The sequence below is a fragment of the Streptomyces sp. NPDC020490 genome, assembly GCF_044335305.1.
In the GTDB taxonomy this organism is placed as follows: Bacteria; Actinomycetota; Actinomycetes; order Streptomycetales; family Streptomycetaceae; genus Streptomyces.
This window is the reverse complement of sequence record NZ_JBIRUY010000050.1, coordinates 1-19945: the sequence shown is the minus strand read 5'-3', so window position 1 is coordinate 19945 and position 19945 is coordinate 1. Positions and strand designations below refer to the sequence as shown.

Below are 19945 nucleotides of genomic sequence, written 5' to 3'. Positions count from 1 at the left end.
GGACGGCGCATCCACGGCCGTCCACTGGATCGAAAGTTTCGAAGATGATCCAGAAAGATGCGTTGTTGCCGCACCCTAGAGACAGCCCCTGAACGGTGGCAACCCCTTGTGCACGGTGAATCTGCGGCCGACGCGCACGGAAGGCGGGGTCATTGAGGCGCCGACGGGCGGGGCCGACAGTTTCCGAAGGCTTCCGGAAACGCCCGGCCGTGCGGTTCAGCCGCCGGCGAGGGGGACGTAGTCGAACCAGTCGAACGCCACGCTGCCCTCCGTGGCGTACATGCCGATCACGCGGCCGGTGAAGCCGCCGGCCACCTGGGTGGAGAGGTAGCGGCCGTCCAGCTCGGCGAGGGGTTCGCCGCCCTCGGCCGAGAGGACGACCGTGTCGGGCCCCGCGCCGTGCCCGGAGACCGTGGCGCGGAACTCCAGGCCCAGGGTGACCGGGCCCGGCGGCACCGGACGGCGCGCGAGTTCCTGCCGGACCGGCCCGATGCGGGCGACGACGCTCACCTGTCCGCCGGCGACCTCGAGGTCGTAGTGGTGCGCCTCGTCCATGCGGACCGAGAGCCCGCCGCGGCCCGTCCCCGGGTCCATCCGTGCCGCGACGCGGCAGTCGGGATGCTGCTGCCGGCGGCCGGCGAAGGTGTGGCCCGGCAGGTCGAGGGTGCCGCCCGTGGCGTTCAGGGTCAGCCATGACGGCCGCCCGCCGAGGGAGAAGGCCCCCTCCGGCCGGCTGCGCGGCGAGATCCAGTACGGCGCCAGGTCCGCCGCGTCGAAGTCGTCGCGCACCGGTTCGGGCGGGAAGGGGTGCCAGGCCGCCGGAGCCGGGTGCCGCTCCCGCACCGGGCCGGCCTGCGGCCAGCCGTCGGCCCACTCCACGGGAACCAGGAACGTCTCCCGGCCGAGCACGTGGAAGGACGGGAAGTACCCGCGCGGACGCGTGCCCAGCAGCACCATCCACCAGCTGCCGTCGGGCGCCTGGACCAGATCGGCGTGGCCCGTGCACTGGACCGGCAGATCGGTGCCGCGGTGCGACAGGACCGGGTTGTCCGGCGCCGGCTCGTAGGGGCCGCGCGGGGAGCGGGCGCGGGCGACGGAGACGCTGTGCCCGTGCGCGGTGCCGCCCTCGGCGAGCATCAGGTACCACCAGTCGCCGATGCGGTACAGGTGCGGCGCCTCCGGGTGCTGCATCCCCGTGCCGGACCACACCTTCACCGGCTCCTCCAGCACCTTCCCGGTCCCGGGATCGATGCGCGCCAGGCCCACTCCGGCGACGGCGCACCAGCACGTGCCGTCGTCGTCCCAGGCGAGGTCCGGATCGATCCCGGGCACGTCGATCCACACCGGGTCGGACCAGGGGCCTTCGGGCCGTTCGGCGGTGACCAGGAAGGTGCCGCCGTTGCCGACATTGGTCGTGATCATGTAGAAGCGGCCGTCGTGGTGGCGGAGGGTCGGGGCGTAGATCCCGGCGGACGGCGGGGTCCCGTCCGGCAGGGCGAGCTGCCGCGGCCGGTCGAGGACGTTGCCGATCTGCCGCCAGTGGACGAGGTCGCGGCTGTGGAACAGCGGGACGCCGGGGAAGTACTCGAAGCTGGAGCACACCAGGTAGTAGTCCGCCCCGACCCGGCACACGCTCGGGTCGGGGTGGAAGCCGCCGATGACGGGATTGCCGAAGGTCCGCATGCGCGTCACACACCCTCCATGAGGTCGAAAGTTTCGGCCTCATTGGCGAACTTTACGGAGGGAACTGTAGAAGCTCGGTCCGGCCGGCGATACCCGCCGGACCGCAGCCGGCCACGCGCGAGCCGGCCACCCGAACCCCGCGCCCGCACGCTGCCCTCGCCCACGCCCGCGTGCGGCCGGCATTCACGCCCGCGTGCGGCCGGCATTCACGCCCGCGTGCGGCCGGCATCCGCGTCCGCGCGCGGCCCGCGAACCGCCCTATCGTGATCCGCATGCAGTCCTACACGATCGGCCAGGCAGCACGACTGCTCGGCGTGAGCCCGGACACCGCGCGCCGCTGGGCGGACGCCGGCCGGGTGGCGACCCACCGCGACGACAGCGGACGACGGCTCATCGACGGGCGGGACCTGGCCGCGTTCTCGGTCGAACTCGCCGGGTCCGGCAGCGGCGGCGAGGAGGAGACGCCGTACACCTCGGTCCGCAACGCCTTCCCCGGCATCGTCACCGCGATCAAACTCGGCGACGTGGCCGCCCAGGTGGAGATCCAGGCCGGCCCGCACCGGCTGGTCTCCCTGCTGACCCGCGAGGCCGTCGAGGAACTGGGGCTGGAGGTCGGCATGGAGGCCACCGCCCGAGTGAAGTCGACAAACGTCCATGTCGACCGCGCGTGAAGCTCATCCGCGCGACCGCACATGCACCCCCATACATCTCCATGCCATCGCTCATGCGATGCCGATGAGGACTTACATCTCGCAGATGCGTCAGTATGATCGGCGCAGGGGAAGGGGGCCGACGGTCCTCCCCATGCCCGGGCAGAAGGAGTGGCCACTGTGACGATCCACCGCGCGCGCCGGACCCGCCGGACCCACCGCACCCTGCGGCCGGCCGGCGCGGGAGCCGCTGCCCTGCTGCTCCTGAGCGCCTGCTCCTCCTCGGGCTCGGACTCCTCCGGTGCCTCCGGGTCCGCGGCGTCCTCGTCGCCGAAGCTGTCCGGCACGGTCACCGTCTTCGCCGCGGCCTCGCTCCAGGAGAGCTTCACCGCCCTGGGCAAGGAGTTCGAGAAGGAGCACCCCGGCACCGAGGTGACCTTCAGCTTCGGCGGCAGCGACACCCTCGCCGCGAACATCACCGGCGGCGCCCCGGCCGACGTCTTCGCCGCCGCCAGCCCGAAGACGATGGCGATCGTGACGGACCGGAAGGACGCGGTCGGCACGCCCACTGTCTTCGTGCGCAACCGGCTGGAGATCGCCACCCTGCCGGGCAACCCCGACAGGATCTCCTCCCTGAAGGACCTCACGAAGTCCGGCCTCAAGGTCGTGCTGTGCGACAGGACGGTGCCCTGCGGAGCCGCGGCCCAGAAGGCGCTGTCCGCCGCCGGGCTGGAGCTGACGCCGGTCTCCTACGAGCAGGACGTCAAGGCCGCCCTGACGAAGGTCGAGCTGAAGGAGGCCGACGCCGCCGTCGTGTACCGGACGGACGTGAAGGCCGCCGGTGACAAGGTGGAGGGCGTGGAGTTCCCCGAGTCGGCCGACGCCGTCAACGACTATCCGGTCGCCCTGCTCAAGAACGCCCCCAACGCCCGGGCGGCCAAGGCGTTCATCGAGCTGGTCGAGTCCGCCGCGGGCCAGAAGGTGCTGACCCGGGCCGGGTTCCTCGAGCCGTGACCGCGCCCGACGGCTCCGCCGCCGCGGCCGACCTCCTCGAGGGCGGGCCGCGGCGCGACGGCGCCCGCGTCAGCCGCCGGACCGGGCGGGCGAGCGGGCGCGGGGTTCCGCTGCCCCTCCTGCTGCCCGCCCTCGTGGGCCTGGCGTTCCTGCTGCTGCCGCTGGTCGCCCTGCTCGTGCGGGCGCCGTGGAGCACCCTGCCGGACCAACTGACCAGCGCCGCGGTGTGGCAGGCCCTGCGGCTGTCGCTGCTGTGCGCGACGGCGGCGACCGCGGTGAGCCTGGTGATCGGCGTGCCGCTGGCCTGGCTGCTGGCCCGCACCGACTTCCCCGGACGCGGCCTGGTCCGCGCGCTGGTGACCCTGCCGCTCGTCCTGCCGCCCGTGGTGGGCGGTGTCGCGCTGCTGCTCGCGCTCGGCCGCAACGGGGTGGTCGGCCGGTGGCTGGACGCCTGGTTCGGCGTCACCCTGCCCTTCACGACCGCCGGGGTCGTGCTCGCCGAGACGTTCGTGGCGATGCCGTTCCTCGTCATCAGCGTGGAGGGCACCCTGCGCGCCGCCGACCCGCGCTACGAGGAGGCGGCCACCACCTTGGGCGCGTCCCGCTTCACCGCGTTCCGCCGGGTGACACTGCCGCTGGTCGCCCCGGGCATCGCCGCGGGAGCCGTACTGGCCTGGGCACGGGCCCTGGGCGAGTTCGGCGCGACGATCACCTTCGCGGGCAACTTCCCCGGCCGCACCCAGACCATGCCGCTCGCGGTCTACCTCGCCCTGCAGAACGACCCCGCCGCCGCGATCGCCCTCAGCCTGGTGCTGCTGACGGTGTCGATCGCGGTCCTGGCGGGCCTGAGGGACCGCTGGATGACGACGTCATGACCAACCCGCCCTCCCCAGCCCCCGGCACCCCCGAGCCCCCCACGGACGCCCCCGCTTCGGCCGGGAACCGGCCCCCGGCCGAAGCGCCCCGCAAGTCCGAGCTCCAGCCCCCGGCCGACGCGCCGGGCAGGGCTGAGCATCAACCTGCCGACGACGACCCGGGCGCGGGCCTCGACGCCCATCTCGTCGTGGACCGCGCGGGTTTCCGCCTCGACATCACCCTCACCGCCGCCCCCGGCGACGTGGTCGCCCTCCTCGGCCCCAACGGCGCCGGCAAGACCACCGCCCTGCGCGCCCTGGCCGGTCTCGTCCCGCTCACCGACGGCCACCTGCGCCTCGACGGCGCAGAGCTGGACCGTACGCCGCCCGAGGCCCGCCCGGTCGGCGTGGTCTTCCAGGACTACCTGCTCTTCCCGCACCTGACCGCCCTCGACAACGTGGCCTTCGGCCCCCGCTGCCAGGGCGCGACGAAGGCGGAGGCCCGCGCCCTGGCCGCCGGGCTGCTGGACCGCATGGGCCTCGCCGGCCACGCCGGCGTCAAGCCGCGCCGGCTGTCCGGCGGCCAGGCCCAGCGTGTCGCCCTCGCCCGCGCCCTGGCCATCCGGCCCCGGCTGCTCCTGCTGGACGAGCCCCTGGCCGCGCTCGACGCCCGCACCCGCCTGGAGGTCCGCGCCCGGCTCCGCCGCCACCTGGCCGACTTCGAGGCCGTCGCCGTCCTGGTCACGCACGACCCGCTGGACGCCATGGTGCTGGCCGACCGCTTGGTGGTCGTCGAGCACGGCCGTGTCGTGCAGGAGGGCGCCCCGTCCGACATCGCCCGTCGCCCCCGCACGGACTACATCGCCCAACTGGTCGGGCTGAACCTCTACCGGGGGCAGGCCGACGGCCACACCGTCCGCCTGGACGCCGGACCGTCCCTCACCACGACCGAGGTCCTGTCCGGCCCGGCCTTCGTGGCGTTCCCGCCCGGCGCCGTCACCCTGCACCGGGCCCGCCCCACCGGCTCCAGCGCCCGCAACCTCTGGCACTGCGAGGTGGCCGGCCTGGAGACCCACGGCGACCAGATCCGGGTGGACCTCACCGGCGAGCTCCCGCTGGCCGCCGACCTCACCACGGTGGCCGCGGCCGAACTCGGCCTGCACCCCGGCGCACCGGTCTGGGCGACGGTCAAGGCGACGCAGACGCACGCCTACCCGGCCTGACGCACCCCGCCCACTACGGTGGGCGACCATGACCCTGAGCATCCGCAACCAGTTCCCCGGCACCGTCACCGACGTCACCCGCGGCAAGGTGATGGCCACCGTCAAGGTCCGCCTCGCCGGGGGACAGGACCTCACCGCGGCGATCACCCTGGACGCCGTGGAGGAACTCGGACTCGAGGCGGGCTCCGCCGTCCACGCGCTGGTGAAGTCGACGGAGGTCGCCCTCGCCACCGGCCCGGTCGAGGGGCTGTCCATCCGCAACCGGCTCCCCGGCACGGTCACCGGCATCACCGCCGGCCGCGCGATGGCCGCGGTGGAGGTCGCCGTCGAGGGCGGCGAGCTGACCTCCGCGATCACCGAGGACGCCGCACAGGACCTGGCGCTGGCGACCGGCACCCCCGTGGTGGCCCTGATCAAGTCGACCGAGGTCGCGCTGGCGACGGCGTGACGCGCGAGGGCCCCGCCGAAGCGGGGCCCTCGCACCGTGCGTCCGTCGCCGCGGTCAGCCGTGGCCGCGGTCGGTCACGCCGCCGTCAGTCCTCGTAGGCGTCCGGCGGCGGGCACGAGCACACCAGGTTCCGGTCGCCGAAGGCCTGGTCGATGCGGCGCACCGGCGGCCAGTACTTGTCGGCCGCGGAGCCGCCGGCCGGGAAGACGGCCTCCTCGCGGGTGTAGGCGTGCTCCCACTCGCCGGTCAGCGCGGCCGCGGTGTGCGGCGCGTTGCGCAGCGGGTTGTCGTCGGCGGGCCACTCGCCGGAGCCGACCTTCTCGATCTCCGCGCGGATCGCGATCATCGCGTCGCAGAACCGGTCGAGCTCGGTCAGGTCCTCGGACTCGGTCGGCTCGATCATCAGCGTCCCGGCCACCGGGAACGACATGGTCGGCGCGTGGAAGCCGTAGTCGATCAGCCGCTTGGCGACGTCGTCGACGCTCACGCCGGTCGCCTTGGTCAGCGGCCGCAGGTCGATGATGCACTCGTGCGCGACCAGGCCGCCGGGGCCGGTGTACAGCACCGGGTAGTGCGGCTCCAGGCGCTTGGCGACGTAGTTGGCGCTCAGCACCGCCACCTGCGTGGCCCGCTTCAGCCCCTCACCGCCCATCAGGCGGACGTACGTCCAGGAGATGGGCAGGATGCCCGCCGACCCCCAGGGAGCCGCCGAGACGGGGCCCACGCCGGTCTCGGGACCGGCCTCCGGCTGCAGCGGGTGGTTCGGCAGGTACGGCGCCAGGTGCGCGCGCACCCCGACCGGTCCGACGCCGGGGCCGCCGCCGCCGTGCGGGATGCAGAACGTCTTGTGCAGGTTCAGGTGGGAGACGTCACCGCCGAAGTGGCCCGGCTTGGCGAGGCCGACCAGGGCGTTGAGGTTGGCGCCGTCGACGTACACCTGCCCGCCCGCCTCGTGCACCTGGGCGCAGATGTCGGCGACGTGCTCCTCGAACACGCCGTGCGTCGACGGGTAGGTGATCATCAGCACCGCCAGTTCGTCGCGGTACTGCTCGATCTTGGCCCGCAGGTCCGCGACGTCGATCTCGCCGTCCTCGGCGGTCTTCACGACGACGACCTTCATGCCGGCCATCGCGGCGCTCGCGGCGTTGGTGCCGTGCGCGGAGGACGGGATCAGGCAGACCGTGCGCTGCTCGTCGCCGTTGGCGCGGTGGTAGCCGCGCACGGCGAGCAGACCGGCCAGCTCGCCCTGCGACCCGGCGTTGGGCTGGAGGGACACCTTGTCGTAGCCGGTGACCTCGGCGAGACGTTCCTCCAGCTCGTGGATGAGGGTGAGGTAGCCCTGCGCCTGCTCCACGGGCACGAAGGGGTGCAGCTGCCCGAACTCGGGCCAGGTGATCGGCTCCATCTCCGTGGTCGCGTTGAGCTTCATCGTGCAGGAGCCCAGCGGGATCATGCCGCGGTCGAGCGCGTAGTCACGGTCGGCCAGGCGGCGCAGGTAGCGCAGCATGGCGGTCTCGGAGCGGTACTGGTGGAAGACGGGGTGGTTGAGGTAGCCGTCGGTGCGCAGCAGCGCCTCCGGCAGCGCGTCCCCGGCCGCCGCGTCCAGCGCCCCGACGTCGCCCTCGACGCCGAAAGCCGCCCATACGGCGCCCAGCTGCGCCCGCGTGGTGGTCTCGTCGCAGGCGACCAGGACGTGGTCGGCGTCGACGAGGTGCAGGTTGACCCCGCCTCGCCGCGCGGCGGCGACGACCTCGCCGGCCTTCGCCGGGACGCGGACGGTCAGGGTGTCGAAGTAGGCGCCGTGCACGACCTCGACCCCGCCGGCCCGGAGGCCCTCGGCGAGGATCGCGGCGTACCGGTGGGTGCGCCGGGCGATGCCCTTCAGCCCCTCGGGACCGTGGTAGACGGCGTACATGCCGGCCATCACGGCGAGCAGCACCTGGGCGGTGCAGATGTTGCTGGTGGCCTTCTCCCGGCGGATGTGCTGCTCACGCGTCTGCAGCGCGAGCCGGTAGGCCTTGTGCCCGTCGGCGTCGACGGAGACGCCCACCAGACGCCCGGGCAGGCTGCGGGCGAACTTCTCGTGCACCGCCATGTAGCCGGCGTGCGGCCCGCCGAAGCCCATGGGCACGCCGAACCGCTGGGTCGTGCCGACCGCGATGTCCGCGCCGAGTTCGCCGGGCGACTTCAGCAGCGTCAGCGCGAGCAGGTCGGCGGCCACGGTGACCAGCGCGCCCAACTCGTGTGCCTGGTCGATGACCGGCTTGATGTCGCGTACGGCGCCGGAGGCGCCGGGGTACTGGATGAGCACGCCGTTGATCTCGCGCGCGGCGACCTCGGCGGGGATGCCGTCGCTGAGGTCGGCCACGACGACCTCGACGCCCGTCGGCTCGGCGCGGGTCTCGATCACGGCGATGGTCTGCGGCAGCGCGTCGGCGTCGACGAGGAAGAGGCCCTTCTTGTTCTTCCCCATGCGCCGGGACAGCGCCACGGCCTCGGCGGCCGCCGTGCCCTCGTCGAGCAGCGAGGCGCCGGAGGTCGGCAGGCCGGTGAGGTCGGCGACCATCGTCTGGAAGTTCAGCAGGGCCTCGAGGCGGCCCTGGGAGATCTCCGGCTGGTAGGGCGTGTAGGCGGTGTACCAGGCCGGGTTCTCCAGCACGTTGCGCAGGATGACGGGCGGGGTGAAGGTGCCGTAGTACCCGAGCCCGATCATGGAGTCGAGCACCTGGTTGCGCTCGGCGAGCGACCGCAGCTCGGCGAGCACCTCCGCCTCGGTGCGCGCGCCCGGCAGGTCGAGGGCGTCGGCGTTCTTGATCACATCCGGCACCGCGGCGGCGGTGAGCTCGTCCAGCGAGCCGTACCCGACCTGGGCGAGCATCTTCGCCCGCGCTTCCTGATCGGGCCCGATGTGGCGCTGTTCGAAGGGGATGCCCTGCTCGAGCTCGGAGAGCGGAATGCGGTGGGCGGTCATTGCGGAGGCCTCCTGGTCTTGCGCGACCTTCGAGGGGCACCACGGCGCGGGTACCCGGACGGCCTCCCCCTCTGTCATCTCAACCTGAGAGCTTCACCGGGCCGCCCGAGGGCTTGCGGCTTGCACCGTCGGTGAGAGCGGAGGCCGTCGCGACACCCGCTCTGCTTTCCAGAGTGACCTCGTCCGTGCGGTACGTGAGCCTGAGAGATTCCGGGGAGGATTTGCTCCTTCGGCGCCTCCGGTGATGTCCGGAGGACTCTCCCGCACGGGGTCAGCAGCCGTTGCCAGCGTACCAGCGGGCACGACACCCCGGCCTTCGAGTGGCCGCCCACCGCGTTGTGCTCTTTCGTAGTGATGACGAACGCGACCAGGAGGAGGGCCCGTGCAGACCGACATCGATCCGCGCAACCTGATCGGCCGCAAGGCGTTCGACCGCAACGGCACCAAGATCGGCACCGTCGACGAGGTCTACCTCGACGACGCGACCGGCATGCCGGAGTGGGCCGCCATACGCACCGGACTGTTCTCCCGGGACGCCTTCGTCCCACTGGAGCCCAGCGAACTGGTGGAGGGCGCCCTGCACGTCCCCTTCGACCGCTCCCTGATCAAGGACGCCCCCGACTTCGGCGTCGGCCGCCACCTCTCCCCCGAGCAGGAACTGCAGCTCTACCACCACTACGGCCTGGACGTCGCCCCGCCGTCCGCCTTCGACGACGCCGAGCACGACTTCGGCAGGCTGGCGGGCTCGGACGAGGCATAGGCCGACTCCCCGGCCCCCTGTTCCTGTGGTCCCTCCGATATCAGTGGCACCAGCGGCAGCGGATCGGCCGGCTCCAGGTCGGGGTCGTCGACCCGGAACGTCCGCACCCGCCCGGGCTGCGAGCCGGGCGTCTCGAACCGCACGGTCACCCGTCCGAGCCCGCTCCCCTGCACCCACCCGTGCCCGAACTCGGCATGCCGTACGTCGTGCCCCGCGGGCCACCGCCGCTCCGCCGGAGCCGTCTGCCGCTCCGCCGGCAGCTCCTCGGGCTCATCCGTATGCCCGCTCTCCCGCTCCCGCTCCCGCTCCCCGGCAGCCTGCGCGAACAGGTCCTCCTGCGTGTAGTCGGCCAGGCCGCTCACCCCCACCCCCAGCAGCCGCACACCCCCCGTGGTGTCCACCGACTCCAGCAACCGCGCGGCGGCCTCCCGCACGACCGCGGGGTCGTCGGTCGGCCCCCGCAGCGTCTCCGAACGGGTCAGCGTGGAGAAGTCGTAGCGCCGGACCTTCAGCACGATGGTCCGCCCGGACAGCCCGGCCGCGCGGAGCCGCCGTACGCAGCGGTCGGCCAGCCGCCCCACCTCCGTGCCCACCCGGATCCGGTCGTGGATGTCGACGTCGTAGGTGTCCTCGACCGACACCGACTTCGCCTCCCGCTCGGCCACCACGGGCCGGTCGTCGCGCGCCAGCGCCATGGCGTACAGGGCGTGGCCGTGGGCCTTGCCCAGCAGCCGCACCAGTTCGTCCTCCCCCGCCTCGGCGATGTCGCCGACCGTGGTGATGCCGGCCCGCCGCAGGTGGTCCCCGGTCGCCGGTCCCACGCCCGGCAGGATCCGCACCGGCATAGGCTCGAGCAGGGCCCGCTCGGTGCCCGGCTCGATCACCACCAGCCCGTCGGGCTTGGCCTCCTCGGAGGCGATCTTCGCGAGCATCTTGGAGGCGGCGAGGCCCACGGACCCGGTGAGCCCGGTCAGGCCCCGTATGTCGGCGCGCAGCCTCTCCCCCACCAGCCGCGCCGACGTCTCGTCCCAGGCGGCGTCCCCGGCCTCCAGGTCCACGAACGCCTCGTCCAGGCTCAGCGGCTCCACCAGCGGCGACAGCGCGTGCAGCAGCCCCATCACCTGCTCGCTGATCGCCCGGTAGAGGCCGAAGCGGGGCACGAGGTAGGCCGCGTTCGGCGCCAGCCGCCGGGCCTGCGCCATCGGCATGGCGGAGCGGACCCCGAAGACCCGTGCCTCGTACGACGCGGTGGCGACCACCCCGCGCGGCCCGAGCCCGCCCACGACGACGGCCTTCCCGCGCAGACTCGGCTTGGCTGCCTGCTCCGCCGAGGCGTAGAAGGCATCCATGTCGAGATGCAGGATCGTGGGCGCGGTTCTCACATGTCCGATGCTGCCCTACGCCACTGACAACGTCGCGGGCGCGAGGGGCCGGCCTCACACCGCCCGGTTGCGCCGCCGTGCCAGCTCGTCCGCCGGATTGTGCCCGACGAGGGTCTCGCCGGTGTCGACGCGCTCCCCGTGCAGCTGCGACAGCGCGTTCTCCACGTCCCGCCACACCACGCCCACGGCGATCCCGAAGACGCCCTGACCCCCTTGGAGCAACGCGTGGACCTCGTCGGGAGAGGTGCACTCGTAGACCGTGGCGCCGTCGCTCATCAGCGTCATGCGTTCCAGGTCACGGAAGCCGCGCTCCCGCAGGTGCTGCACGGTGGTGCGGATGTTCTGCAGCGACACCCCGGTGTCCAGGAACCGCTTGACGATCTTCAGGACGACGACGTCCCGGAAGCTGTACAGCCGCTGCGTCCCCGAGCCGTAGGCGGGGCGCACGCTGGGCTCGACGAGGCCGGTACGGGCCCAGTAGTCCAGTTGCCGGTAAGTGATGCCGGCGGCCACGCAGGCCGTCGGACCGCGGTAGCCGATCTCCTCGGACGCCATGGACGTCGCCCCTCCGCTGCTCGGCACGGCCGCCGGTCGCTGCGGAACGTGGTCGGCCGCGCTGCCGTGATGGGGGTATTCCCCGCTCGCACGGAGCCGAGAGCTCGGGGAAGGGTACGGACCGCTCGCCCCGGGACCGTGTCCAGGGGCACCCCCAGCCGTACCGTCGCCGCTGCTTCTCACGCCGACCTCCGTCCTTGACCTGCCTTCTCGACGGTAGGCAGCCACCAGGGGTGCGTCAACGACCGCCACACTCGGCACGCCGAGTGATAATCACCCCACGAGTGGTTTCCCGCAGCCAACCGCGGGGAAAGGCTAGCCGAATGCGCTCCGGGCAGGCCGCACCACGCCCTCACCGGCCGCCGGTCATCGCCCGCGGCCGACCCGCGACCGGCCGTGCACCGGCCCGCGTGGCGCACCGGGGCGTCCGCCGGGCCGGCCACGCCTCACTGGCTGCTGGTGCCGAAGTCCTCCGGCGAGATCTGGTCGAGGAACTCGCGGAACTTCTCCACCTCGTCCTCCTGCTCGTCGGGGATCGCGATGCCGGCGTCGTCGAGCACCCCGTCGCTGCCGTAGATCGGCGTTCCGGTGCGCAGGGCCAGCGCTATGGCATCGGACGGGCGGGCGCTCACCTCTACCCCGCTGGCGAAGACCAGCTCCGCGTAGAAGACGCCCTCACGCAGGTCCGTGATGCGCACTTCGGTGAGCTCCTGGCCGACGGCCTCCAGCACGTCCTTGAACAGGTCGTGGGTCAGCGGTCGTGCGGGGGCCATGCCCTGCTGGGCGAAGGCGATCGCCGTCGCCTCCCCCGGCCCGATCCAGATGGGGAGGTAGCGGTCGCCTCCCACTTCACGCAGGAGCACGATCGGTTGGTTGGAGGGCATCTCGACCCGGACACCTACGACATCGAGCTCGTTCACACAGCAACCCTAGGCCGTGCCCGGGACGTTTGGGTAGTCGGGCAGGGAACGGGTGGCCGATCCTGCCGCATGCGGCGGGTCCGCCTCACGGCAGGCGCACACCGAGCGCGGTCTGCACGAGCGCCGTGTGGAGCCTGACCGTGAGCGCGGCCAGCTCTTTCGTGCGGGCCTCGGCGTGGGCCCTGGTCTGCGGATTGCGGTGGCGCTTGAGCGGGGCCACCACCTGGTCGATGAGTCCGGCCTCGCGGTCGGCCGCGGCCCGCAGCGCCCTGAGGTGCCGGGGCTCGATGCCGAACCGGCCCAGTTCGACGACGAGCGACGCGACGGTGGCCGCCTCGGCGTCGTAGGCCCCGTCCGGCAGTGGAGCGACGAGCCCGTAGGACTCCCACTCCTTGAGTTCCTCTTCCCCGATCCCGGCGGCCGCCAGCAGCTGCGCCCGGCCGATCCTGGCCGCCGTGGGCTGCTCGGCGGCCTCCGGGACGGTCTCGCCGTCCCGCTGCCTGCCGAGCGCGGGCAGCGGCACGGCCTCGCCGCGCTCCATGGCCTCCAGGTGCTCGCGGATCACCTTGAGCGGCAGATAGTGGTCCCGCTGCATCCTCAGGACGTGCCCCAGGCGCTCGACGTCCTGCGCGCTGAACTTGCGGTACCCCGACGGGGTCCGCCGGGGCTCGATGAGGCCCTCCGACTCCAGGAAACGGATCTTGGAGATGGTGACTTCGGGGAACTCCTCGCGCAGCACGTTCAGCACCGTGCCGATGCTCATCAGGCCGCTGTCCGTGGCGGCGGCGCCGTGCCCGGCACCGCCGCTCGGTGATCGAAGCATGGACCTTCCCTGGGGTCTCCCCGGACCGAGTCCGGAGGAGGGTCAGTAGCCCTGCTGGCTCGCGTAGAAGACCAGCCGGTACTTGCCGATCTGCACTTCGTCGCCGTTGTGCAGCGCGACCTGGTCGATCCGCTCGCGGTTGACGTACGTGCCGTTCAGGCTGCCCACGTCGGCCACGGTGAACGAGCCGTCCGCGGCGCGGCGGAACTCCACGTGCCGACGCGACACCGTGACGTCGTCCAGGAAGATGTCGCTCTGCGGGTGACGCCCGGCCGTGGTCAGGTCGCTGTCCAGCAGGAAGCGGCTGCCCGAGTTCGGCCCGCGGCGCACGACCAGGAGCGCCGAGCCCAGCGGCAGGGCGTCCACGGCCGCCTGCGCCTCCGGGGACAGCGCCGGGATCGGCGTCTGGCCGGTGGCCTCGGCGTCGTAGGCCTCGAGACCGGAGATGGAGATGGTGGACGTCGTCTCCGACGGCCGCTCGGCGGCCGCGCCCGCCCGCAGCGGCGCGCCGCAGTTCGAGCAGAAGCGGCTGCTCTCCGCGTTGCGGTTACCGCACCTCGTACACACCAGGGCCGACATAGGGGAAAACCCTCCACCCGTACTTGAGGTTGACGGTTGCCCGAAACCTATGCCGCCGGACTGCGCAGGGTCAACAGACGCCGCGCCCTGGCCTCCGGAAATGTCCCCGCCCGGACCAGCGACCTGGTCCCGGAACAGCGGGCGCTGGCCCTCCGCATCGGACTGTGCGCGATGGCGGGCGGTCGCGTTGTCGCCGCCCTCTCGCGCGCTCTTGCCGAACAACTTCGCAAACAACTTCACGGGCGATTCCCCTTGACCGAAACAGACCCGCCCGTGGGGCAGGACGAACCCTGACTGCATACGCCGGCCGACCCGGACAACTTCACAACGTCCGTATCCACCAGACAGTTTCCACCACGCGCCACCCCTTCGGTGCGCCGACCCCCCGCAACCTCATGCCCCTGCCGGACGGCCCCCATGCACCGCCGGTTCACTGGGCGGACGACCGAGCGTAGTCAGGCTGCTTCGCAGCTCGCAAGGCGTCCACGACGATCTTGTCCGACCGCTCGACGGTAACGGTGGCCTGCTCCTTCTCGAGGGTCTGCACCACGCCTCCAGGGATGTTGAGCGCCGGCTCCAAGTCCTCCGGCTTGCCGATGACCTTGAAACGATAGGGCGCGTTGATCTTGTTCCCGTCGACGCTCACGCTCTTGCCCGAGTCCGTGAGGTACGTGCTCGCGACGACGCGCACGTCGTTGACCTGTATCGCCTCCGCGCCCGCCGCGCGCAGCTCCTGGATGGCGTCCAGCAGCATGTCGGCCTCGACCGTTCCCTTCGTGTCCTCGATGGTCATGGTGATGCCGGGGCCCTGAGCGGCCACCGTGCCCGCCAGGACGCCCAGTTGACGTTCCTTCTGGACCGTCTGCCTGCGGGCCTCCTCGGCCTGGTCCGAGCTGTTCTCCAGCTCGTCGCGCTGCTTCTCGAGTCCCTGCTTCTCGTCTTCAAGACGTTGTGTGCGGTCGTCCAGTTCATCGAGGATGCGGACGAGATCTTCCTGACGCGCGCCGCGCAGGGCGCTGTCGCTGTCGCTGTTGGAGGCGACCTGCACGGCCAGACCGAAGCCGAGGCCGAACAGCAGCAGGGCGACGATGAGTTGGGCGCGGGTCACGCGCGGCGGCCACAGTCCCTTCGCCAGCCGCTGCCGTCCCGTCAGCTCGGCCTCGGGGGCGGCTTCGCCCTCGGGGGCGCTCTCCGGGGCGTTCCCGGCGGCAGCGGGGGGCCGCGGAGCGGAGGGCGGGGCGGGCGCCGGGACCTCTTCGGGCAGTTCCTTGCGCAGCCTGTTCGCCGGCGTCTCGTCCTTGTCGCTCATCGGTCTCACGCCCGGAACACGTGCCGGCGGATCGCCGCGGCGTTGGAGAAGATCCGGATGCCGAGGACGACCACGACACCGGTGGACAGCTGGGCCCCGACGCCCAGCTTGTCGCCCAGGAACACGATCAGCGCGGCGACGACGACGTTGGACAGGAAGGACACCACGAAGACCTTGTCGTCGAAGATGCCGTCGAGCATGGCCCGGAGGCCTCCGAAGACGGCGTCCAGCGCCGCGACGACGGCGATCGGCAGGTAAGGCTCGACGACCGCCGGAACCTCAGGCCGGACCAGCAGTCCGGCCACGACTCCCACGACGAGGCCCAGTACGGCGATCACGATGTGCCCTTCTCAGTCTTCTCGGTCTTCTCGGTGTGCGGCTGTGCTGTGCGCACGATCACACTCGGTGCGGCGGGCAGCCGGAGGTCCCCCTCCACGGAGATGGCGGTCCGGATGCCGTAGTTCTGCTGCAGGGCATGCAGATACAGCCCGTCGGCGCTGTCCTGGAACCTGGTGCTGAGCCTCTGGCCGTCCCCCACAGCGAGCACCGTATACGGCGGCACGAGTGGCTTGTTGTCGACCAGTATCGCGTCGCCCGCGGCCCTGACGGCCGACAGCGCCGTCAGCCGCTGCCCGTTGATGGAGACCGCCTCGGCGCCGGACTCCCACAGCCCGTTGACCACACGCTGCATGTCCCGGTCGCGCACCCGCCCGGTGTCGGAGAATCCGGAGGTCTCGCGCGGGTCGCCGTCGCCCCCGGTGGTGGCTTCCTTGGCGTCGTCGACGACCAGTTTCACCCCCGGTCCGTGCACCTCCACGGCGCCCGAGAGGATGCCCACCACCTCGGTCCGGTCCCCGCCGCTCTGCCTGAGGGCCTCCCGCTGCCGCGCGCTGACGTCGCGGCGCAGCTCGTCGACGGAGTTCTCGAGCTTGTCGGCCGCCGTGGTCTCGCGGTCGATCCGGTCGATCAGTTCCTGGCGCTCCTTGGCGACGACGGGCGCCGCCACGCGCGCCTGTGCGGCGCCGACGGTGACCACCAGGGCGGCGAGCACCAGACCCCCGGCCAGTCCGAGCCTGGCCCGGAGGGGCTTCGGCACACCGCCCGCGCCCGCGGCCCGCTTGCGGGCGGCCGCCTCGGCGTAGCCGTCGTCGAGGCTGTGGTCCATGACGTTGGTGAGCAGCGACATGGACGCGTCCGGCCGCGAAGGGCGCGTGGGTGTACTCCGAACGGGGGGCTGCTGCGGCATGCCGCACATCGTCGCACGTCGCGCCCACTACCTCCGAATGGCCCCACCGACGTGCCGGACCGGTCCCTTCCGGGACACGTGTCCGGCACGCCCGCGTGGTGTAGCTCTCAGCGGCCGGCGCTGTCCACGACGGCCGCCCACTCGTCCAGCAGGGCCTGGGCGGACGCGTCGTCGGGCCCCTCCGCCCACAGGTGGGTGACGGCCTCGGCCGGGTCCGGCAGCACCATGACCCAGCGCCCGTCGGTCTCCACCACCCGCACCCCGTCGGTGGTGTCCACGAAGCGGTCTCCGGCCGCTTCGACGACCCGCCGCATGACGAGCCCCTTCACGGCCCACGGGGTCGCCAGATCGCGTTTGAGGACGTGCGCCCGCGGGATGCGCGCGTCGATCTGGCTGAGGGTGAGCTGCGTCCGCGCCACCAGTCCGATCAGCCGCACGAAGGCCGCCGTGCCGTCGAAGACGCTGCTGAACTCGGGGACGATGAAACCGCCCTTGCCGTCGCCGCCGAAGATGGTCGACTCGTCGCCGCCGACCCGGGTCAGGTCGTCCGGCGAGGTCGTCGTCCACTCCACCTGCGTACCGTGGTACGCGGCAACCTGCTCGGCGATCCTCGTCGTGGTCACCGGAAGCGCCACCCGCCCGCTGCGCCGCTCGGCCGCCACCAGGTCGAGCATGACCAGCAGGGCGCGGTCGTCCTCCACGATCCGCCCCTTCTCGTCCACCAGCGACAGCCGCTCACCGACCGGGTCGAAGCGCACGCCGAACGCCGCGCCCGAGGACGCGACGATCTCACCGAGCCGCACCAGCCCCGCACGCCGCACCTCGGCGGTCTCCGTGGGCCGCGACTCGTCGAGACCGGGGTTGATGGTGAGCGAGTCCACACCCAGCTTGCCGAGCAGACTCGGCAGCACGAGGCCGGCACTGCCGTTGGAGGCGTCGACGACGACCTTGAGCCCGGACTCCGAGACCCCGGTCGTGTCGACGTTGCGCAGCAGCGATCCGGTGTACGAGTCGAAGACGCTGGACGGGAAGTGCAGGTCCCCGATCTCGCCGGGGAACGCGCGCCGGTACTCCTGCCGCGCGAACACCCGGTCGAGCTTGCGCTGGCTGGCCTGCGACAGGTCCGCGCCCTGCCCGTCGAAGAACATGATGTCCACGGAGTCCGGCACCCCGGGGCTGGTCCGGATCATGATGCCGCCGGCGCTGCCCCGCGCGGTCTGCTGCCGGGCCACGGGCAGCGGCACGTTCTCCAGGTCGCGTACGTCGATGGCGCTGGCCTGCAGCGCGGAGATGACCGCCCGCTTGAGCGCGCGGGCACCACGGGAGTGGTCGCGGGCCGTGGTGACCGTCGCCCCCTTCTTGAGGGTCGTGGCGTAGGCGCCGGCGAGCCGCACCGCGAGTTCGGGGGTGATCTCCACGTTCAGGATGCCGGAGACGCCGCGGGCCCCGAAGAGGTGCGCCTGGCCTCTGGACTCCCAGATCACCGAGGTGTTGACGAAGGCGCCGGCCTCGATGGTCTTGAACGGGTACACGCGCACATTGCCCTGAACGATCGATTCTTCACCGATCAGGCACTCGTCTCCGATGACCGCGCCGTCCTCGATCCGCGCCGCCCGCATGATGTCGGTGTTCTTGCCTACCACGCAGCCGCGCAGGTTGCTGTGCTGGCCCACGTAGACGTTGTCGTGCACCACGGCCTTGTGCAGGAAGGCCCCGCTCTTGACGACGACGTTGGAGCCGACGACGGTGTGCTCGCGGATCTCGGCGCCCGCCTCGACCTTGGCGTAGTCCCCGATGTAGAGCGGGCCGCGCAGTACGGCGTCGGGGTGCACCTCGGCGCCCTCCGCCACCCATACGCCGGGGGAGATCTCGAAGCCGTCGATCTCGACGTCGACCTTGCCCTCCAGCACGTCGGCCTGCGCCTTGACGTAGCTCTCGTGCGTGCCGACGTCCTCCCAGTAGCCCTCCGCGACATAGCCGTAGATCGGCTTGCCCTCCTTCATCAGCTGAGGGAAGACGTCGCCGGACCAGTCGACGGGCACATCGGCTTCGACGTAGTCGAAGACCTCGGGCTCCATGACATAGATGCCCGTGTTCACGGTGTCCGAGAAGACCTGGCCCCAGGTCGGCTTCTCCAGGAAGCGCTCGACCTTGCCCTCGTCGTCGACGATCGTGATGCCGAACTCCAACGGGTTCGGCACGCGTGTCAGGCAGACCGTGACCAGGGCGCCCTTTTCCTTGTGGAAATTGATCAGCTCGGTGAGGTCGAAGTCGGTCAGGGCATCGCCGGAGATGACGAGGAAAGCATCGTCCTTCAACGCCTCTTCGGCGTTCTTGACGCTTCCGGCGGTACCGAGTGGCTTCTCCTCGTTGGCATAGGAGAGCTCCATTCCGAGCTCTTCACCGTCACCGAAGTAGTTCTTGACCAGGGAGGCCAGGAACTGGACGGTTACGACGGTCTCGTTCAGCCCATGCCTTTTGAGCAGCCGCAGCACGTGCTCCATGATCGGCCGGTTGGCCACCGGCAGGAGCGGCTTGGGCATGCTCGAGGTCATGGGGCGAAGGCGTGTGCCTTCGCCTCCGGCCATCACGACGGCCTTCATGTCGGAAGCGTCCTCCTCTAAGAGACGACGGTCTAGCCGACTTCACCCGTCCAGATTGTCGCGCACTTTTTCGCCAGGGGCCATCGAGCCGCTACGACCGCACAATCGGTGAGTTCAATCGGCCATGACGTCCGCACGAACCAGGCGGCGGACTTGTACCACGTAGAGAACTCCTGCCCACCAGTAGAGGGTTGTACCCCATCCTGCGAACGCCCATCCGAAAATAGCAGCGAGTGACGAGATCCATCCAGTTCCGTCACTGAGCAGGAGTAGCGGGAAGGCGTACATCAGGTTGAAGGTGGCTGCCTTCCCCAGGAAGTTCACCTGGGGCGGCGGATAGCCGTGCCGTCTGAGGACGCCCACCATCACCAGCAGAACCAGCTCTCGCGCCAGAAGTGCAGCGGTCAACCAGAGTGGCAGAATCTCGCGCCAGGTGAGGCCGACCAAAGTCGAGAGAATGTAGAGCCGGTCGGCCGCCGGATCCAGAAGCCGGCCGAGGCTGCTGATCTGGTTCCAGCGCCGCGCGAGCTTGCCGTCCAGGTAGTCGCTGATTCCGCTCAGCGCCAGCACCAGCAGCGCCCAGCCGTCGCTCTTGGGTCCACCGAACTCGGGCCTCAGAATCAGCCACAGGAAGAGCGGTACGCCGACGAGCCGCGCCATGCTGAGGATGTTGGGGATGGTGAGGACCCGGTCCGTCTGGACGCGTGTCTCCTGGACCTCCACCCGGGGGCCTCCTGTGGGAAACGAACCGACGATGCTCCCTGACCCTACCTCAACGTAAAAAAGCTCCGGCTCCTGGGCGATGCCCAGGAGCCGGAGCTGTAAAAGGAGTTCGGCGGCGTCCTACTCTCCCACAGGGTCCCCCCTGCAGTACCATCGGCGCTGTAAGGCTTAGCTTCCGGGTTCGGAATGTAACCGGGCGTTT

The 19945-nt window shown here is 71.5% G+C and carries 18 protein-coding genes, 1 rRNA gene and 1 riboswitch; of the genes, 6 read left to right on the top strand and 13 right to left on the bottom strand.

Annotated features, from left to right (window positions below):
* Positions 1 to 216: 216 nt before the first annotated feature.
* Positions 217 to 1683, bottom strand: coding sequence for a glycoside hydrolase family 43 protein (locus tag ACH4ZX_RS36305; protein ID WP_398282583.1), 1467 nt, complete (start codon positions 1681 to 1683; stop codon positions 217 to 219).
* Positions 1684 to 1955: 272 nt separating this feature from the next.
* Between ACH4ZX_RS36305 and ACH4ZX_RS36300 the strand changes: the two genes are divergently transcribed.
* The 5 genes from ACH4ZX_RS36300 (at position 1956) to ACH4ZX_RS36280 (ending at position 5872) form a co-directional block, all read left to right on the top strand.
* Positions 1956 to 2354, top strand: a complete 399-nt coding sequence (locus ACH4ZX_RS36300) for a helix-turn-helix transcriptional regulator (RefSeq protein ID WP_324787332.1) — start codon at positions 1956 to 1958, stop codon at positions 2352 to 2354.
* A 159-nt stretch (positions 2355 to 2513) separates the two neighbouring features.
* The gene (gene modA / locus ACH4ZX_RS36295) at positions 2514 to 3347 is read left to right on the top strand and encodes a molybdate ABC transporter substrate-binding protein (RefSeq protein ID WP_398282501.1); all 834 of its coding nucleotides are present in this window, start codon (positions 2514 to 2516) and stop codon (positions 3345 to 3347) included.
* Positions 3344 to 4222 carry a molybdate ABC transporter permease subunit gene (gene modB, locus ACH4ZX_RS36290; RefSeq protein WP_398282499.1) on the top strand — a complete coding sequence of 293 codons (879 nt, stop codon included), beginning with the start codon at positions 3344 to 3346 and terminating at the stop codon, positions 4220 to 4222. The genes modA and modB overlap by 4 nt, the downstream gene beginning before the upstream one ends.
* Positions 4219 to 5424, top strand: a complete 1206-nt coding sequence (locus tag ACH4ZX_RS36285; RefSeq protein ID WP_398282497.1) for an ABC transporter ATP-binding protein — start codon at positions 4219 to 4221, stop codon at positions 5422 to 5424. The genes modB and ACH4ZX_RS36285 overlap by 4 nt, the downstream gene beginning before the upstream one ends.
* A gap of 28 nt (positions 5425 to 5452) precedes the next feature.
* Positions 5453 to 5872: a TOBE domain-containing protein gene (locus ACH4ZX_RS36280; RefSeq protein WP_360754620.1), complete on the top strand. Its 420-nt coding sequence runs from the start codon at positions 5453 to 5455 to the stop codon at positions 5870 to 5872.
* An 85-nt stretch (positions 5873 to 5957) separates the two neighbouring features.
* On the opposite strand, the gene gcvP is transcribed toward ACH4ZX_RS36280, so the two are convergent.
* Positions 5958 to 8843: an aminomethyl-transferring glycine dehydrogenase gene (gcvP, locus tag ACH4ZX_RS36275; RefSeq protein WP_398282495.1), complete on the bottom strand. Its 2886-nt coding sequence runs from the start codon at positions 8841 to 8843 to the stop codon at positions 5958 to 5960.
* A 178-nt stretch (positions 8844 to 9021) separates the two neighbouring features.
* A riboswitch (glycine riboswitch) is annotated at positions 9022 to 9117 on the bottom strand.
* A 108-nt stretch (positions 9118 to 9225) separates the two neighbouring features.
* Here gcvP and ACH4ZX_RS36270 point away from each other — a divergent pair.
* Complete coding sequence (locus ACH4ZX_RS36270) at positions 9226 to 9603, top strand: PRC-barrel domain-containing protein (RefSeq protein ID WP_398282493.1); 378 nt, start codon at positions 9226 to 9228, stop codon at positions 9601 to 9603.
* On the opposite strand, the gene ACH4ZX_RS36265 is transcribed toward ACH4ZX_RS36270, so the two are convergent.
* From ACH4ZX_RS36265 to rrf, 11 genes are all read right to left on the bottom strand, one after another.
* On the bottom strand, positions 9519 to 10985 hold the full coding sequence (locus ACH4ZX_RS36265) for a DNA polymerase IV (RefSeq protein ID WP_398282491.1): 1467 nt from the start codon (positions 10983 to 10985) through the stop codon (positions 9519 to 9521). The two genes, ACH4ZX_RS36270 and ACH4ZX_RS36265, sit on opposite strands and share 85 nt — an antisense overlap.
* A gap of 54 nt (positions 10986 to 11039) precedes the next feature.
* A complete protein-coding gene (locus ACH4ZX_RS36260; RefSeq protein ID WP_398282489.1) occupies positions 11040 to 11723 on the bottom strand; it encodes a MerR family transcriptional regulator in 684 nt (227 codons plus the stop codon).
* A 263-nt stretch (positions 11724 to 11986) separates the two neighbouring features.
* Positions 11987 to 12460 carry a bifunctional nuclease family protein gene (locus ACH4ZX_RS36255; RefSeq protein WP_004002801.1) on the bottom strand — a complete coding sequence of 158 codons (474 nt, stop codon included), beginning with the start codon at positions 12458 to 12460 and terminating at the stop codon, positions 11987 to 11989.
* 85 nt (positions 12461 to 12545) lie between these two features.
* Complete coding sequence (locus ACH4ZX_RS36250; protein ID WP_398282487.1) at positions 12546 to 13283, bottom strand: MerR family transcriptional regulator; 738 nt, start codon at positions 13281 to 13283, stop codon at positions 12546 to 12548.
* 42 nt (positions 13284 to 13325) lie between these two features.
* Positions 13326 to 14162 (bottom strand): FHA domain-containing protein, encoded by an 837-nt coding sequence (locus tag ACH4ZX_RS36245; RefSeq protein WP_360754638.1) that lies wholly within the window; start codon positions 14160 to 14162, stop codon positions 13326 to 13328.
* A 130-nt stretch (positions 14163 to 14292) separates the two neighbouring features.
* The gene (locus tag ACH4ZX_RS36240) at positions 14293 to 15171 is read right to left on the bottom strand and encodes a DUF881 domain-containing protein (RefSeq protein WP_398282485.1); all 879 of its coding nucleotides are present in this window, start codon (positions 15169 to 15171) and stop codon (positions 14293 to 14295) included.
* Between the two features lie 5 nt (positions 15172 to 15176).
* A complete protein-coding gene (locus ACH4ZX_RS36235; RefSeq protein ID WP_003988855.1) occupies positions 15177 to 15509 on the bottom strand; it encodes a small basic family protein in 333 nt (110 codons plus the stop codon).
* Positions 15506 to 16417 (bottom strand): DUF881 domain-containing protein, encoded by a 912-nt coding sequence (locus tag ACH4ZX_RS36230; protein ID WP_398282483.1) that lies wholly within the window; start codon positions 16415 to 16417, stop codon positions 15506 to 15508. Before ACH4ZX_RS36230 ends, ACH4ZX_RS36235 begins: the two co-directional genes overlap by 4 nt.
* Before the next feature lie 107 nt (positions 16418 to 16524).
* The gene (locus tag ACH4ZX_RS36225) at positions 16525 to 19020 is read right to left on the bottom strand and encodes a sugar phosphate nucleotidyltransferase (protein WP_398282481.1); all 2496 of its coding nucleotides are present in this window, start codon (positions 19018 to 19020) and stop codon (positions 16525 to 16527) included.
* A gap of 114 nt (positions 19021 to 19134) precedes the next feature.
* Positions 19135 to 19743, bottom strand: coding sequence for a CDP-alcohol phosphatidyltransferase family protein (locus tag ACH4ZX_RS36220; protein WP_398282479.1), 609 nt, complete (start codon positions 19741 to 19743; stop codon positions 19135 to 19137).
* Positions 19744 to 19850: 107 nt separating this feature from the next.
* Positions 19851 to 19945: ribosomal RNA gene (gene rrf, locus ACH4ZX_RS36215) — 5S ribosomal RNA — on the bottom strand; the annotation flags it as partial.